The organism is Streptomyces sp. NPDC005195, assembly GCF_040608315.1.
Taxonomy (GTDB): domain Bacteria; phylum Actinomycetota; class Actinomycetes; order Streptomycetales; family Streptomycetaceae; genus Streptomyces; species Streptomyces kaempferi.
In genome coordinates, this window is sequence record NZ_JBEXHZ010000007.1 from 90204 (window position 1) to 104091 (window position 13888).

General features: G+C 70.3%; 13 protein-coding genes and 1 tRNA gene. 6 read left to right on the top strand and 8 right to left on the bottom strand.

Annotated elements, in window-relative coordinates; translation table 11 throughout:
* The first annotated feature begins 240 nt into the window (after positions 1–240).
* The 6 genes from ABZV34_RS10950 (at position 241) to ABZV34_RS10975 (ending at position 4539) form a co-directional block, all read left to right on the top strand.
* Positions 241–1215 carry an ABC transporter ATP-binding protein gene (locus tag ABZV34_RS10950; RefSeq protein ID WP_356273677.1) on the top strand — a complete coding sequence of 325 codons (975 nt, stop codon included), beginning with the start codon at positions 241–243 and terminating at the stop codon, positions 1213–1215.
* Positions 1205–2110 (top strand): ABC transporter permease, encoded by a 906-nt coding sequence (locus tag ABZV34_RS10955; protein WP_356273455.1) that lies wholly within the window; start codon positions 1205–1207, stop codon positions 2108–2110. The genes ABZV34_RS10950 and ABZV34_RS10955 overlap by 11 nt, the downstream gene beginning before the upstream one ends.
* Positions 2107–3018, top strand: a complete 912-nt coding sequence (locus tag ABZV34_RS10960; RefSeq protein ID WP_356273457.1) for an ABC transporter ATP-binding protein — start codon at positions 2107–2109, stop codon at positions 3016–3018. Before ABZV34_RS10955 ends, ABZV34_RS10960 begins: the two co-directional genes overlap by 4 nt.
* Before the next feature lie 10 nt (positions 3019–3028).
* On the top strand, positions 3029–3748 hold the full coding sequence (locus tag ABZV34_RS10965) for an ABC transporter permease subunit (RefSeq protein ID WP_356273459.1): 720 nt from the start codon (positions 3029–3031) through the stop codon (positions 3746–3748).
* Positions 3749–3852: 104 nt separating this feature from the next.
* Positions 3853–4116, top strand: coding sequence for a hypothetical protein (locus ABZV34_RS10970; protein WP_356273461.1), 264 nt, complete (start codon positions 3853–3855; stop codon positions 4114–4116).
* Positions 4117–4451: 335 nt separating this feature from the next.
* Positions 4452–4539, top strand: a tRNA-Ser gene (locus ABZV34_RS10975).
* Between the two features lie 71 nt (positions 4540–4610).
* Here ABZV34_RS10975 and ABZV34_RS10980 read toward each other — a convergent pair.
* The 8 genes from ABZV34_RS10980 to ABZV34_RS11015 form a co-directional block, all read right to left on the bottom strand.
* Complete coding sequence (locus tag ABZV34_RS10980; RefSeq protein WP_356273463.1) at positions 4611–5444, bottom strand: HAD family hydrolase; 834 nt, start codon at positions 5442–5444, stop codon at positions 4611–4613.
* Entirely contained in the window at positions 5441–6718 is a 1278-nt protein-coding gene (gene serS, locus ABZV34_RS10985) for a serine--tRNA ligase (RefSeq protein WP_356273465.1), read from the bottom strand. Before serS ends, ABZV34_RS10980 begins: the two co-directional genes overlap by 4 nt.
* A 573-nt stretch (positions 6719–7291) precedes the next feature.
* The gene (gene pheA, locus ABZV34_RS10990; protein WP_356273467.1) at positions 7292–8224 is read right to left on the bottom strand and encodes a prephenate dehydratase; all 933 of its coding nucleotides are present in this window, start codon (positions 8222–8224) and stop codon (positions 7292–7294) included.
* Positions 8225–8292: 68 nt separating this feature from the next.
* Positions 8293–9606, bottom strand: coding sequence for an iron uptake transporter deferrochelatase/peroxidase subunit (gene efeB / locus ABZV34_RS10995; RefSeq protein ID WP_356273469.1), 1314 nt, complete (start codon positions 9604–9606; stop codon positions 8293–8295).
* Between the two features lie 8 nt (positions 9607–9614).
* Positions 9615–11693, bottom strand: a complete 2079-nt coding sequence (locus ABZV34_RS11000; protein WP_356273679.1) for a copper resistance protein CopC — start codon at positions 11691–11693, stop codon at positions 9615–9617.
* A gap of 88 nt (positions 11694–11781) precedes the next feature.
* Positions 11782–12252 (bottom strand): copper chaperone PCu(A)C, encoded by a 471-nt coding sequence (locus ABZV34_RS11005; protein WP_356273471.1) that lies wholly within the window; start codon positions 12250–12252, stop codon positions 11782–11784.
* Complete coding sequence (locus tag ABZV34_RS11010) at positions 12249–12902, bottom strand: SCO family protein (protein ID WP_356273473.1); 654 nt, start codon at positions 12900–12902, stop codon at positions 12249–12251. Before ABZV34_RS11010 ends, ABZV34_RS11005 begins: the two co-directional genes overlap by 4 nt.
* A gap of 106 nt (positions 12903–13008) precedes the next feature.
* Positions 13009–13740, bottom strand: coding sequence for a YcnI family protein (locus ABZV34_RS11015; protein WP_356273475.1), 732 nt, complete (start codon positions 13738–13740; stop codon positions 13009–13011).
* Positions 13741–13888: the final 148 nt, after the last annotated feature.

Here is a 13888-nt window from a genome sequence, read left to right on the forward strand (position 1 = left end):
TCCCCATCGACTGCGGTACGTGCCCGTAACTTGACACTGGTGAATGTGACAGTTGTTAGAGGCTGGGTCAATAGGACCGTCCGACCCCTGTGGACGACCGGCCTGATGTGGACAACACCCCCACCGGTTGTTCGACCTCAGGGGGACCCTTACGGGCTCGTACGACCCGAGAGGGAGCCGATACAGCTCCACGGGTTGACGACCCCTGTGGTGCGCGCCACTACCTTCGACCACGTGACTGTGATCGCGACCGAAAGCCTGAGCAAGCGGTACCCACGGGTGACCGCTCTTGACCGGCTCTCCGTGGACGTCGGACCCGGTGTGACCGGACTCGTCGGAGCCAACGGAGCCGGCAAGTCCACACTGATCAAGATCCTCCTGGGTCTCTCCCCCGCCACCGAGGGCCGCGCCCGGGTGCTCGGCCTGGACGTCGCCACCGAGGGCGGCGCCATCCGTGAGCGGGTCGGGTACATGCCGGAGCACGACTGCCTGCCCCCCGACGTCTCGGCCACCGAGTTCGTCGTGCACATGGCGCGCATGTCCGGGCTTCCGCCCGCCGCCGCCCGCGAACGCACCGCGGACACCCTGCGCCACGTCGGCCTCTACGAGGAGCGCTACCGCCCCATCGGTGGCTACTCGACGGGCATGAAGCAGCGCGTCAAGCTCGCGCAGGCCCTCGTCCATGACCCGCAGCTGGTCTTCCTCGACGAGCCGACCAACGGCCTCGACCCGGTCGGCCGCGACGAGATGCTCGGCCTGATCCGCCGTATCCACACCGACTTCGGTATCTCGGTCCTGGTCACCTCGCATCTGCTGGGCGAACTGGAGCGCACCTGCGACCACGTCGTGGTCGTCGACGGCGGCAAGCTGCTGCGGTCCAGCTCCACCACGGACTTCACCCAGAACACGACGACCCTCGCCATCGAGGTCACCGACACCGACGAGCACCCGGACGGCACCCGCGCGGTGCGCGAGGTGCTCCGGGAGCGCGGGGTGGAGACCCACGACGGCAGCGGGCTCCCGGGCGCGGGACACGTCCTGCTGCTGACCGCCGAGGGAGAGGACACCTACGACCTCGTCCGCGACGTCGTCGCCGACCTCGGCCTCGGCCTGGTCCGCATGGAGCAGCGCAGGCACCAGATCGCCGAGGTCTTCCAGGACAGCGGCACCGAGCGCGACGAGCAGCGGAAGGAGGCGGTCGGCCATGGCGGTTGAGCAGCCCCTCGCCCAGAACGGCGAGCAGACCCGGATCCACAACATCGGCTACCGCCACTACGACGGCCCCCGCCTGGGCCGCGCGTACGCCCGCCGCTCCCTGTACTCGCAGTCGCTGCGCGGCTCCTACGGACTCGGCCGCTCGGTCAAGTCCAAGGTGCTGCCGATGCTGCTCTTCGTGGTGATGTGCGTGCCCGCACTCATCATGGTGGCGGTCGCGGTCGCCACCAAGGCGAAGGACCTGCCCGTCGACTACACCCGCTACGCGATCATCATGCAGGCCGTCATCGGCCTGTACGTCGCCTCCCAGGGACCGCAGTCCGTCTCGCGCGACCTGCGCTTCAAGACCGTACCGCTGTACTTCTCGCGCCCCATCGAAACCGTCGACTACGTACGCGCCAAGTACGCGGCGCTCGCCTCGGCGCTGTTCGTGCTCACCGCCGCGCCGCTGATCGTGCTCTACGTAGGGGCGCTGCTGGCGAAGCTCGACTTCGCCGACCAGTCCAAGGGCTTCGGACAGGGACTCGTCTCGGTCGCGCTGCTCTCGGTGCTCTTCGCCGGCATCGGCCTGGTCATCTCGGCGATCACTCCGCGCCGCGGCTTCGGCATCGCGGCCGTCATCGCCGCCCTGACCATCTCCTACGGGGCGGTCTCCACCGTCCAGGCGATCGCCTTCAACCAGTCCAGCACGGGAGCGGTCCCGTGGCTCGGTCTCTTCTCGCCGATCACCCTCATCGACGGGGTGCAGACGGCCTTCCTCGGCGCCACCTCCGCCTTCCCCGGCGGGGAGGGCCCCTCGTCCGGACAAGGCGTCGTCTACCTCGTCGTCCTCCTGGGCCTCATCGCCGGCTGCTACGGCCTCCTGATGCGCCGCTACCGAAAGGTCGGGCTGTGACCACGCTCAACATCGACCACGTCTCCCGCTGGTTCGGCAACGTGGTGGCGGTCAACGACATCACGATGACGATCGGCCCCGGGGTCACCGGCCTGCTCGGCCCGAACGGCGCCGGGAAGTCCACCCTCATCAACATGATGGGCGGCTTCCTCGCCCCCTCCACGGGCACCGTCACCCTCGACGGCCGACAGGTCTGGCGCAACGAGGACATCTACCGGCACATCGGCATCGTCCCCGAGCGCGAGGCGATGTACGACTTCCTCACCGGCCGCGAGTTCGTCGTCGCCAACGCCGAACTGCACGGCCTCGGCGCGAAGGCCGCCGGGCGGGCCCTCGCCACCGTCGAGATGGAGTACGCGCAGGACCGCAAGATCTCGACGTACTCCAAGGGCATGCGGCAGCGCGTGAAGATGGCCTCCGCCCTCGTCCACGAACCGTCCCTGCTGCTGCTCGACGAACCCTTCAACGGCATGGACCCACGCCAGCGCATGCAGCTCATGGACCTGCTGCGCCGCATGGGGGACGAGGGCCGCACGGTGCTGTTCTCGTCCCACATCCTCGAAGAGGTCGAGCAGCTCGCCGCCCACATCGAGGTGATCGTCGCCGGCCGGCACGCGGCGAGCGGTGACTTCCGGCGCATCCGCCGGCTGATGACCGACCGCCCGCACCGCTACCTCGTCCGCTCCAGCGACGACCGGACGCTGGCCGCCGCGCTGATCGCCGACCCGTCGACATCGGGCATCGAAGTGGACCTCGCCGAGGGCGCGCTGCGTGTCCAGGCGGTCGACTTCGGCCGGTTCACCACCCTGCTGCCGCGCGTCGCATGCGAACACGGCATCCGACTGCTCACGGTCTCGCCGTCCGACGAGTCCCTCGAGTCCGTCTTCTCGTATCTCGTCGCGGCGTAGGAGGCCGAACATGTACGACCCCACAGTCGCCCGACTCACCTACCGGGGCCTGCTCGGCCGCCGCCGGGCCCTCATCCTCTGCGTGCTGCCCGCCCTGCTCATCGTGATCTCGGTGGCCGTACGCAGCTTCTCCGGAGCCGACGACCAGGTGGCATCGGACCTGCTCGGCGGGTTCGCGCTGGCCACCATGGTCCCGATCATCGGCGTCATCGCGGGAACGGGCGCGATCGGGCCCGAGATCGACGACGGCTCGGTGGTGTATCTGCTGGCCAAGCCCCTCAAGCGGCCGACGATCATCTTCACCAAGCTGATCGTCGCGGTCGCCGTCACCATGGCGTTCTCGGCGGTGCCGACCTTCATCGCCGGCATGATCCTGAACGGCAACGGCCAGCAGATCGCCGTCGCCTACACCGTGGCCGCGCTGGTCGCCTCGATCGCGTACGCGGCGCTGTTCCTGCTGCTGGGGACGGTGACCCGGCACGCGGTCGTCTTCGGACTCGTCTACGCGCTGGTCTGGGAGGCCCTCTTCGGGTCGCTGGTGTCCGGCGCGCGCACGCTCAGCGTCCAGCAGTGGGCGCTCGCGGTGGCCCACAAGGTCACCGGCGGGGACCTCGTCACCTCGGACGTGGGACTGACCACGGCGACGGTGCTGCTGGTCGCCGTCACCGTTCTCGCCACCTGGTACGCCGGACAGCGGCTGCGGTCGCTGACACTGGCCGGCGAGGAGTGAGCCGGGGCTCCACGCGCGCGTGGAGCCCCGTTTTTCTTGACATCCACTTCACCTCTGTCCGGGCACACTGGGCAAAAGGGGACGCGCGGCCAGGAGGAACGGGGATGGCGGAACCGCAGGATGAGGGAGAGCGGGGCGAAGGGCGGCGGGGTGAGCGACAGCAGGGGGCCGGGGACCTCTGGGACGACGTCGTACTCGACGAGGACTTCATACGGTCCGCGGAGACGGCCGAGCCGTCCGCCCGCTCCCGTATGCTCGCCGCCCGCTGGCGCGACGGAGGACCGGATCCACAGCCCTGGCGCTCCGACGAGCCGCCCGCGGGGTGGTTCTTCAGCAAGGCCCGCCGCCGCAGGTGGCGCCGCAAGTAGCCACGGCTTCGCCCGTGGTTTTCGCCCGTGGTTTTCGCCCGTGGTTTTCGCCCGGGGTCTTCGACCGCCGCCACCTCGGCCCCCGCACGGTCCTAAATCAGTGGCGCCCAAAGCGGCGTACGGGCACAGTAGTTGTGTCCACGCCGCCACAGCGGACCGGCGCCACATTCTGGGAGAGGAGCGCGACGATGCCTATCAGGAGCAGTTCGTCGAGCTCCCGACAGGGCAGCCCGCGGCGGGTTCCGGAGTAGTCACCCCTCCGTCGAACCCGCTCCGCACGGGGGGCTGCCCGGGGCGGCCGCTTCGAGCGCGCATCTCGCGCGGGCCGCCCACCCGGAGGATTGGCCGAGTGGAAAGGCACCGGCTTGCTAAGCCGTGGTCGGGGCTGAATACCCCGCGCGCGTTCGATCCGCGCATCCTCCGCCGGACACCGTGACCGGACTTGCGAACCGCGGGCCCTTCGGGCCGGGTCCGACATGTCCGGCCCGGACCGCCTAGCCCAGCAACCGTTCCAGCACCACCGCGATGCCGTCCTCGTCGTTCGCGGACGTCACCTCGTCCGCGACCGCCTTGAGTTCCTCGTGGGCGCCCGCCATCGCCACTCCGTGCGCCGCCCAGGCGAACATCGGGATGTCGTTGGGCATGTCGCCGAAGGCGATGGTGTCCGCGGCCCGCACGCCCAGGCGCCGGGCGGCGAGGGACAGCCCTGTCGCCTTGGAGAGGCCGAGGGGGAGAAGCTCCACGATGCCCGCGCCCGCCATCGTGACGCCGACCAGACCACCGGCGACCTGCGCGGCCACCGCGGCGAGCGCGTCGTCGGAGAGCGTCGGGTGCTGGACGTACACCTTGTTCAGGGGAGCCGCCCAGAGGTCCGCCGCGTCCTTGATCGGCACGACCGGGAGCGGACCGTCGTGCGTCCGGTAGCCGGGGCCGACCAGGACGTCTCCGTCGAGCCCGTCACGACTCGCCGCGAGCAGCAGCGGGCCGACCTCCGCCTCGATCTTGGCGACCGCCAGACCGGCCAGCTGCCGGTCCAGCGTCACCGAGGTCAGCAGCCGGTGCTCCCCCGCGTGGTAGACCTGCGCCCCCTGGCCGCACACCGCGAGCCCCTCGTAGCCGAGGTCGTCGAGGATGTGCCGGGTCCAGGGCACCGCGCGCCCGGTGACGACGATGTGGGCCGCACCCGCCGCGGTGGCCGCGGCGAGCGCCTCGCGCGTTCGCGCGGAGACTGTCCCGTCGGAGCGCAACAGCGTCCCGTCGAGGTCGGTCGCGACGAGCCGGTAGGGGAACGCCCCGGCCGCCCCGGTCGATCCGGTGGTGCCGGTCACTTGGAGATCGGCTCCAGGACCTCACGGCCGCCCAGGTAGGGGCGCAGTACCTCGGGCACCCGCACGGAGCCGTCGGGCAGCTGGTGGTTCTCCAGGATCGCCACGATCGTGCGCGGTACGGCGCACAGGGTGCCGTTCAGTGTGGAGAGCGGCTGCACCTTCTTGCCGTCGCGCATACGGACGGACAGGCGGCGGGCCTGGAAGCCGTCGCAGTTCGAGGCCGAGGTCAGCTCGCGGTACTTGCCCTGGGTCGGGATCCACGCCTCGCAGTCGAACTTGCGGGAGGCGGAGGAGCCGAGGTCGCCCGAGGCCACGTCGATCACCTGGAAGGGCAGTTCGAGGCCGGTCAGCCACTGCTTCTCCCACTCCAGGAGCCGCTGGTGCTCGTTCTCCGCGTCCTCGGGAGCCACGTACGAGAACATCTCGACCTTGTCGAACTGGTGCACGCGGAAGATGCCGCGGGTGTCCTTGCCGTAGGTGCCGGCCTCGCGGCGGAAGCACGGCGAGAAGCCGGCGTAGCGCATGGGCAGTTGGTCGGCGTCGAGGATCTCGTCCATGTGGTACGCCGCGAGCGGGACCTCGGAGGTGCCGACCAGGTAGTAGTCGTCCTTCTCCAGGTGGTACACGTTCTCCGCGGCCTGGCCGAGGAAGCCGGTGCCCTCCATGGCGCGCGGGCGGACCAGCGCGGGGGTCAGCATCGGGACGAAGCCGGCCTCGGTGGCCTGCGCGATCGCCGCGTTGACGAGAGCGAGCTCCAGGAGGGCGCCGACGCCCGTCAGGTAGTAGAAGCGGGAGCCGGACACCTTGGCGCCCCGCTCCACGTCGATGGCGCCGAGCGCCTCGCCGAGCTCCAGGTGGTCCTTGGGCTCGAATCCCTCGGCGCCGAAGTCACGGATCGTGCCGTGCGTCTCGAGGACGACGAAGTCCTCCTCGCCGCCGACCGGGACGTCCGGATGGACCAGGTTGCCGAGCTGGAGGAGGAGCCGCTTGGTCTCCTCGTCCGTCTCGTGCTGCTCGGCGTCGGCGGCCTTGACCGCGGCGGCGAGTTCGCCGGCCTTCTTCAGTAGCTCGGCCTTCTCGTCGCCGGAGGCCTTGGGGATCAGCTTGCCGAGGGCCTTCTGCTCGGAACGGAGTTCGTCGAAGCGGACGCCGGACGACCTGCGCCGTTCGTCGGCGGAGAGGAGGGAGTCGACGAGCGCGACGTCCTCTCCACGGGCGCGCTGCGACGCACGCACACGGTCGGGGTCCTCACGGAGCAGGCGAAGGTCAATCACCCCGTAAGGCTACCGGTGCGCGCTTCCGGCCATCGACTCGATATTCCACTCCGTTACGTGTGTCACGGTATGAGTGAAATGCCGGACCGAATCCCTTGATCATCCATTGCCGTCAATAAAAAGGACTCTACTCCCTGAAACGGGGCAGACGGCGGCGCGCCGGTTGACCTGACTCCCTTGCGGGGGCCGGGATTTGAGACGGGGTTGTCCACAGGCAACCACTCCCCGCGAAGTTATCCACAGGCTGTGTGGAAGATCTGTGGACTGCGGAGTTGATCGTTCCGAAAGCCGCAAGCCGGGCGGGGAATTCCCGGGTCAAACCACCTCTACACCCACGTTCGAGTGGAAATGCTTCGCCCCAAAGGATTGATCAAGGGAAAAGAGTGGACGAGGGGTGACGTGTGGGTCTGTGGACGAAGTGAGGGCCTGTAGACCGATTTGTCGACGATGTAGCACTTCGTTGTCGACTTGTCCCCAGGTCGAGAAGCGCACCTGTGGATAACATCTGTGGATGACGAAAATCTGCAGGTAGGACTGGCCAGGAAAGGCCGTGCCGACGGCCTGTCGAGCGGCTTAGAACCGGCCGTCCTGGCAGCGCGCCAGCCAGTCCGACGCGGCGGAGAACTCGCTGTCCGACGTGCCCGCCCGGGGCGCGCGCACATCCTTGGGGTCCACTTCCGCACGCGGGTACGAACCGAGGAACCGGACCTCCGGACAGACCCGCTTGAGCCCCATGAGTGCCTCGCCCACCCGGCGGTCCGAGATGTGCCCCTCGGCGTCGATGGCGAAGCAGTAGTTGCCGATGCCCTCCCCGGTCGGCCGGGACTGCAGCAGCATCAGGTTGACCCCGCGCACCGCGAACTCCTGGAGCAGTTCGAGGAGGGCACCCGGGTGGTCGTCGCGCTGCCAGATGACCACCGACGTCTTGTCCGCTCCGGTCGGCGCCGCGGGCCGGGCCGGCCGGCCCACCAGCACGAAGCGCGTCTGCGCGTTCTCCGCGTCGTGGATCTCGGTCTCCAGCGCCACGAGGCCGTATGTGGCCGCCGCGAACTCACCCGCGAAGGCGGCGTCGTAACGGCCCTCCTGCACGAGACGCGCGCCGTCCGCGTTCGAGGCCGCGGATTCCCAGAGGACGTTCGGCAGGTTGTTCCTCAGCCAGTTGCGCACCTGCGGCTGCGCGGCGGGGTGCGCGGTCACCGTCTTGATCTCCGACAGCTTGGTGCCGGGCCTGACCAGCAGGGCGAAGGTGATCGACAGCAGCACCTCGCGATAGATCATCAGGGGCCTGCCCGCGACCAGCTCGTCGAGGGTCGTGGTGATGCCGCCCTCCACCGAGTTCTCGATCGGGACGAAGGCGGCCTCCGCGTCGCCGTTGCGCACCGCGTCCAGCGCGGCGGGGACCGACACCATCGGGACGAGCTCGCGGGTGGCGGTCTCCGGGAGAGTGCGCAGGGCGACTTCGGTGAAGGTGCCTTCAGGACCGAGATACGCATAACTGGCTGGCATGACCTCACCCTAATGGGCCTTGTGCGACCCGGCTCGCGGCTGCGGAAACAGCACCCGAAGGGGGCCCCTCAGCCCTCCAGCAGCCGCTGCCCCACGTACTCCCCGGGTGCCGCCCCGCCCGGCACCGCGAACAGTCCGCTCGCCTCGTGGCGGATGAACGCGGACAGGGCGTCGCCGCGGTCGAGCTTGCGCTGCACCGGGACGAAGCCGCGCAGCGGATCGGCCTGCCAGCAGACGAACAGCAGACCCGCGTCGGGCACACCGTCCGGGTCGAAGCCGTCGTGGAAGGAGAACGGGCGGCGCAACAGCGCGGCGCCACCGTTCTGGTCGGGCCGGGTGATGCGGGCGTGCGCGTTGATCGGGACGGCCAGGTCACCGGCGGTGTCGGTCTTCTCCAGGTCCATCGCGGTGGTCTCGGAGCCGCCGGACAGCGGCGCGCCGGTCGCCTTCTTCCGTCCGATGACGTTCTCCTGGGCTGCGACGGAGAGCTTCTCCCAGTCGTCGAGGAGCATGCGGATCCGGCGTACGACGGCGTACGAGCCGTCGGCCATCCATGCCGGGTCACCGGAGGGGGGCACGAAGACGCGCCGGCCGAAGTCGGGCTCGGACGGTTTCGGATTGCGTGTGCCGTCGATCTGGCCCATCAGATTGCGGGCCGTCATGGGCCGGGAGGTGGCTCCGGGCGAGCGGTTGAAGCCGTTCATCTGCCAGCGCACGCGGGCCGCGCCGCCCGCGTCCTTCTGGACCGCGCGCAGGGCGTGGAAGGCGACCAGGGCGTCGTCCGAACCGATCTGCACCCACAGGTCGCCGTTGCTGCGTGTCTTGTCGAGGTGGTCGGAGGAGAAGTCGGGCAGCGGGTCGAGGGCGACCGGGCGCTGCTTCTCCAGACCCGTGCGCGCGAAGAAACCGTGGCCGAAGCCGAAGGTGACCGTCAGGGACGACGGGCCGGCGTCACGGGCGACATCCGTGTCGTCGTGCGCCGCCGCCTCGCCCGCCATCAGCCGCTGGGCCGTCGTCGACCAGCGGCGCAACAGCGCGGCGGCCTCCTTGCGGCCCGCGCCCGGGGCCAGGTCGAAGGCGACGAGATGGCCCCGGGCCTGTAGCGGCGTGGTGATGCCGGGCTGATGTTTCCCGTGAAACATCACCGTGTCCGAGCCCAGCGAGGTCAGGGGCGCGGACTTGTCGGCCGCGGGCGCCACCGCGTATCCGGCGGCGCCGCCTGCCGCGCCCAGCGCGAGACCGCCGGCACCGGCGGTGCCGAGCAGCCGGCGCCGGGAGAAGGCACCCTTTCCGCCCTGGGGAGGGGAGTGAGGGGATTCCTCGGCGGTGTCCCGCCGGGCGGGGGTGCCCTCCTCGGCAGAGGCCCTGGACTGGTCAGCCATGATGTGGTTCAGCCGATCTTCGCGTTCTTGTTCACGGTCGCCTGGTCGATGTCGGAGGTGCGCACGGTCACCGCGATCTTCCAGTCGCCCGCCATGGGAATCTGCACACCGATCGCCGACCAGTGGCCGGTGGCGATGCGATCGGGGGTCACGGGCAGCGGGCCGATCTTCTTCGCCTCCAGGGTGAAGGCGACCTTGACCTCGGGGACGTCGAAGGCCTTGCCGTTCGGCCGGACCACGAAGACGTGCATCTCGTTGCCGCCGACGCGGGCCGGGTCGAGGGTGACCTCCACGGTGCCCTTGCCGTCCTGCCCGCCGGTGTCGAACGGGAGCTTCAGGGAAAGGGGACCGGACCGCTGGGAGGCGGCCGCGGTGGCCCCCTTGGCTTCCTCCTCCGTACGTCCCGGCTCGGTGGACGTCAGCACGGTCGTCACCGCCAGCAGGACGATGGCGACGCCCGCCTCGGCGAGCACCGAGCGGCGCAGGCCCGTACGGACCGGGTCGGCGTCACGGACGCGCTTCTCCTGTGTGGTGGCCACGGCGGCCCGCTGCCGGGCGAGTTGCGCGGCGCGCCGCGCGTCCCCGGAGCCGGCGGCCACCACGGCGGGCTCCTTCTCCGCCGTGCGCTGCTCCACCAGCCGTGCCACCCCGGCCGGCGCCTCGGACAGCTGTGCCGTCCAGCGCCGCGAGATCCAGGCGATGCCGACGAGTACCGCCACCAGCGCGACCTTGACGAGCAGCAGCTGTCCGTACGAGGTGCCGGTGAGCGCCGACCAGGATCCGACCTGGCGCCACGACTGGTAGACGCCGGTCGCGGCCAGCACGCTCACGCCGCCGAACGCGACACGGGAGAAGCGGCGTACGGCCGCCGCCTCGATCTGTTCCCCGGCGGGCGCCCTGAACAGGGCCACGAGCAGCGTCGACAGCCCGCCCAGCCAGACGGCGACCGCCAGCAGGTGCAGGACGTCGACGGGCATCGCGAGTCCCGCCTGGATGCCGGTCGAGGCGTGCTCGGCCATCGCCCAGGTCGCGGCCAGGCCCGCCGCGACGACGGTGCCGCCGATCGCGAGCCCGAAGGTGAGGTCCCTCTTTTCGGCACGCGCGACACCCTCGGCACGCGCGACACCCTCGGTGCGGCCGGCCCCCACGGAACGGCCCGCGCCGTCGGCACGATCGCCGGTGTCGGCGCCGCCGTCGGTCCCCGCGCCGTCGTCCGCGCTGCCGCCGACGGAGACCCGGTCCTCGTCGGACGTGTCACCCGTGGCGTCCTGGGCTGTGTCGTCGATGCCCGCGTCGATGTCTGTGCCGATGCCTTCGGCCTCGTCGTCCCGCCGCGCGTACGCGCCGAAGAGCACCGCGATGAAGAGCGCCGCCGCGGCGAGCAGCAGCAGTCGGGAGACCAGCGCCGCGCCCGACTTCGTCTGCAGCACTTCGGCGAGCAGCGACAGGTCGAAGATGTCGCCGATCCTGCCGGAGCCGACGTAGGAGCCGCGCAGGAGCAGCAGCGCGAGCGTGGCACCGGTCAGCGCGAGCCACCCGGAGATCACGAGCCGCTGGACCGCGCGGACCCCGGCGCCCCGCTGCCAGCAGGCGAGTACGAAGGCCGCGCCGCCGACCAGAAGGATGAAACCGGCGTACGAGACATAACGTCCGATGCCGTAGAGCGTTCCGACGACTCCGCCGCCGACCGCCGTGTCGGACAGGGCCACGGAGGTCCGCGAGGGTGCGCCGATGGAGAAGGTGAACGCGCCCGACACGGGATGGCTGTCGGCCGAGACCACCTGGTAGGTGACGGTGAACGTCCCGTCGGGCAGTCCCGCGTGCAGCTTCACGCCGTACGTGGTGCCGCCCGTCTCGAACGCCCTGCCGGTGTCGACGCGCTTGCCCTTGGGGTCGAGCACGCGCACGGCGCCGTCGGACATCGCCACCTTCTCGGAGAAGGTGAGCGAGACCTGGTCGGGTGTCTGCGTGACCACCGCTCCCTGCTGCGGGTTGCTTCCGGTCAGCGCGGCGTGCGCGGAGACCGGGGCGGCGCCTGCGAGGACCGCGCCGGTGACGGCGAGGAACAGCAGCAGCAGTGTCCGTATGCGGAAAGCGGCGGTGCCGGCGCCGCGGACCGAGCCACGGACGACGGCACGGCGGGGAACGGTGGTCTGCGTCACGGTGATCCCTCCCTCAGTGCCCGGTCGTCGGGTTGTACGTCGCGGACTTCACGGGCATGGAGACCTTCACCGTGCCGGTCCTGGTGAAGTGGAGCGTCAGCGACACCTTCTCGCCCTCCCGGGGTCTGTGGGTGAGCTTTTCGAACATGAGGTGGTTGCCGCCGCTCGCGAAGGCGAGTGTGCCGTCCGCGGGTATGGCGAACGACTTCTCCTCCTCCATCGCGCCGCCCTTGGTGGAGTGCAGCGTGACGTCGGCGGAGAGATCGCTGCTGACCGAGGTGAGCGTGTCGGTGCCGCCGGAGTTGGTGACGGTGAAGAATCCTGCCGCCATGGTGTCCGTCACGGGGGCGGGCATGTAGACCCCGGTGACCTTCAGTTCGGGCTTGGAGGACGCGGAGGACGCAGAGTCGTCCGAGCCGCAGCCCGCCAGTGCCATTGCCAGTGCCGCGGCCGTCACCGCCGCGGCTCCGATGGGGCGCCTCACGGGTTCTCCCCCTTGATCAGCTTGGGGAGGTCCTTGGTGTAGTCGTCGACCGTGGCGGCCTCGCTGTACAGCACATAGCCCGCGTCGGTCTTCGGTGAGAACGCGATGACCTGGGTGCCGTGCACGGAGACGAGCTTGCCGTTCTTGTCCTTCGTGGTCGGCTCGACGGAGATGCCGAGGGCCCGGGCACCGGCCTGGACGGTGGCGAAGTCGCCGGTCAGGCCGATGAAGGCCGGGTCGATTCCCTTGAGCCACTCGCCGAGCGCGGCGGGGGTGTCGCGTCCCGGGTCGGTGGTGACGAACACGACGCGGAGCTTGTCCTGCTCGGCCTTGGGCAGCTGCTTCCGGGCGACGGCGAGGTTGCTCATCGTCGTGGGGCAGACGTCGGGGCAGTGGGTGTAGCCGAAGTAGACCAGCGTCGGGCGGCCCTTGGTCTCCGCGAGCAGGTCGTACTTCTTGCCGTGGGTGTCGGTGAGCACGAGATCCGGCTTCTCGAACGGCTGGTCGAGGACCGTCGCGGCCCGGCCCGAGCCGGCCTCGGCGGACACGTCGGCGATCGGCTTGTTGCCGTCGTCACCGCTGCCGCAGGCGGAAAGGCTCAGTGCGGCGGCGGCGAACAGGGCGGCGGCGGCATACGTCTTCTTGCGCATAGAAAAATGTCCCAGATGTGAGGGCTCCGGCGTGCACCGGGGTCGTACGAAGCCGTTGACGGGCTCGTACGACCTGCCGGTGCACGACGGAGGGGTGCTGTGGGCCTCAGGCGTCGACGCGCCGGCGGCCGGCCAGAACGCCGTACGCCACGCCGGCAGCGCCGACGACGATGCCCACGATGCCCAGGACGCGGGCCGTGGTGTCCGTGTCGGAGGGTGAGGCGGCGGAGGTGGTGTCCTTGGCGGCCGGGGTGGAGGTGTCGGAGGCGTCCTCGGCGGCCGAACCGTGGTGGCCGTCCGCGGACGTGGCGGAGAGCGCGAGGACCGGAGCCGGGTTCTCGGGCTCCTCCGTACCCTCCTTCTGCGGCTCGATCCAGCGCACGACCTCCTTGTTGTCGTACGTCTGGATCGCCTTGAACACCAACTCGTCGGCGTCCTCGGGCAGCTGGCCGACGGAGAGCGGGAACTTCTGGAAGAAGCCCGGCTCGATGCCCTTGCCGGTGGCGGTCCAGGTCACCTTGGAGACGGCCTCGGAGATCTTCTCTCCGTGCATCGTGAGCGGCTTGGCCAGCTTGCTCTTGGTGACCTCCACGGACCAGCCGTCGAGAGGCTGCGGCATGACGGACGCGAGCGGGTGGTCGGTGGGGAGGTTCACCTCGACCTTGGTGGTCGCGGAGTCGTCACGTTCGTTGGGGACCTTGAAGTCGACGACGGCGTACCCGCCCTTGGCGGCCGGGCCTTCCGGCTGGACGCTGACGTGCGCGAAGGCGGGGACGGACAGGGCGAGAACGGCCGAGGCGGCGACGGCGCCGGCGGCGGCGATACGGGAAGCGTTCATGGAAGAGGACACTCCACTTTCAGTCCGATGAGGAAGGGGTGTGCGTGCCGACAGCCGCGGAGCGGTGCCCCGTGCGAGGCGTGGGGGGGGGGCGGGGGCGGGGGGCAGTGGCGCGGGGGGGGGTGGTGGTGGGTAGGGGGGGGGTGGT

Bases quoted from the DNA above. Each gene is read 5' to 3' on its own strand.
- ABZV34_RS10955 (WP_356273455.1), top strand. From the start codon at position 1,205: ATGGCGGTTGAGCAGCCCCTCGCCCAGAACGGCGAGCAGACCCGGATC.
- ABZV34_RS10965 (WP_356273459.1), top strand. From the start codon at position 3,029: ATGTACGACCCCACAGTCGCCCGACTCACCTACCGGGGCCTGCTCGGC.
- ABZV34_RS10970 (WP_356273461.1), top strand. From the start codon at position 3,853: ATGGCGGAACCGCAGGATGAGGGAGAGCGGGGCGAAGGGCGGCGGGGT.
- pheA (WP_356273467.1), bottom strand. From the start codon at position 8,224: ATGCCAGCCAGTTATGCGTATCTCGGTCCTGAAGGCACCTTCACCGAA.
- efeB (WP_356273469.1), bottom strand. From the start codon at position 9,606: ATGGCTGACCAGTCCAGGGCCTCTGCCGAGGAGGGCACCCCCGCCCGG.
- ABZV34_RS11010 (WP_356273473.1), bottom strand. From the start codon at position 12,902: ATGCGCAAGAAGACGTATGCCGCCGCCGCCCTGTTCGCCGCCGCCGCA.
- ABZV34_RS11015 (WP_356273475.1), bottom strand. From the start codon at position 13,740: ATGAACGCTTCCCGTATCGCCGCCGCCGGCGCCGTCGCCGCCTCGGCC.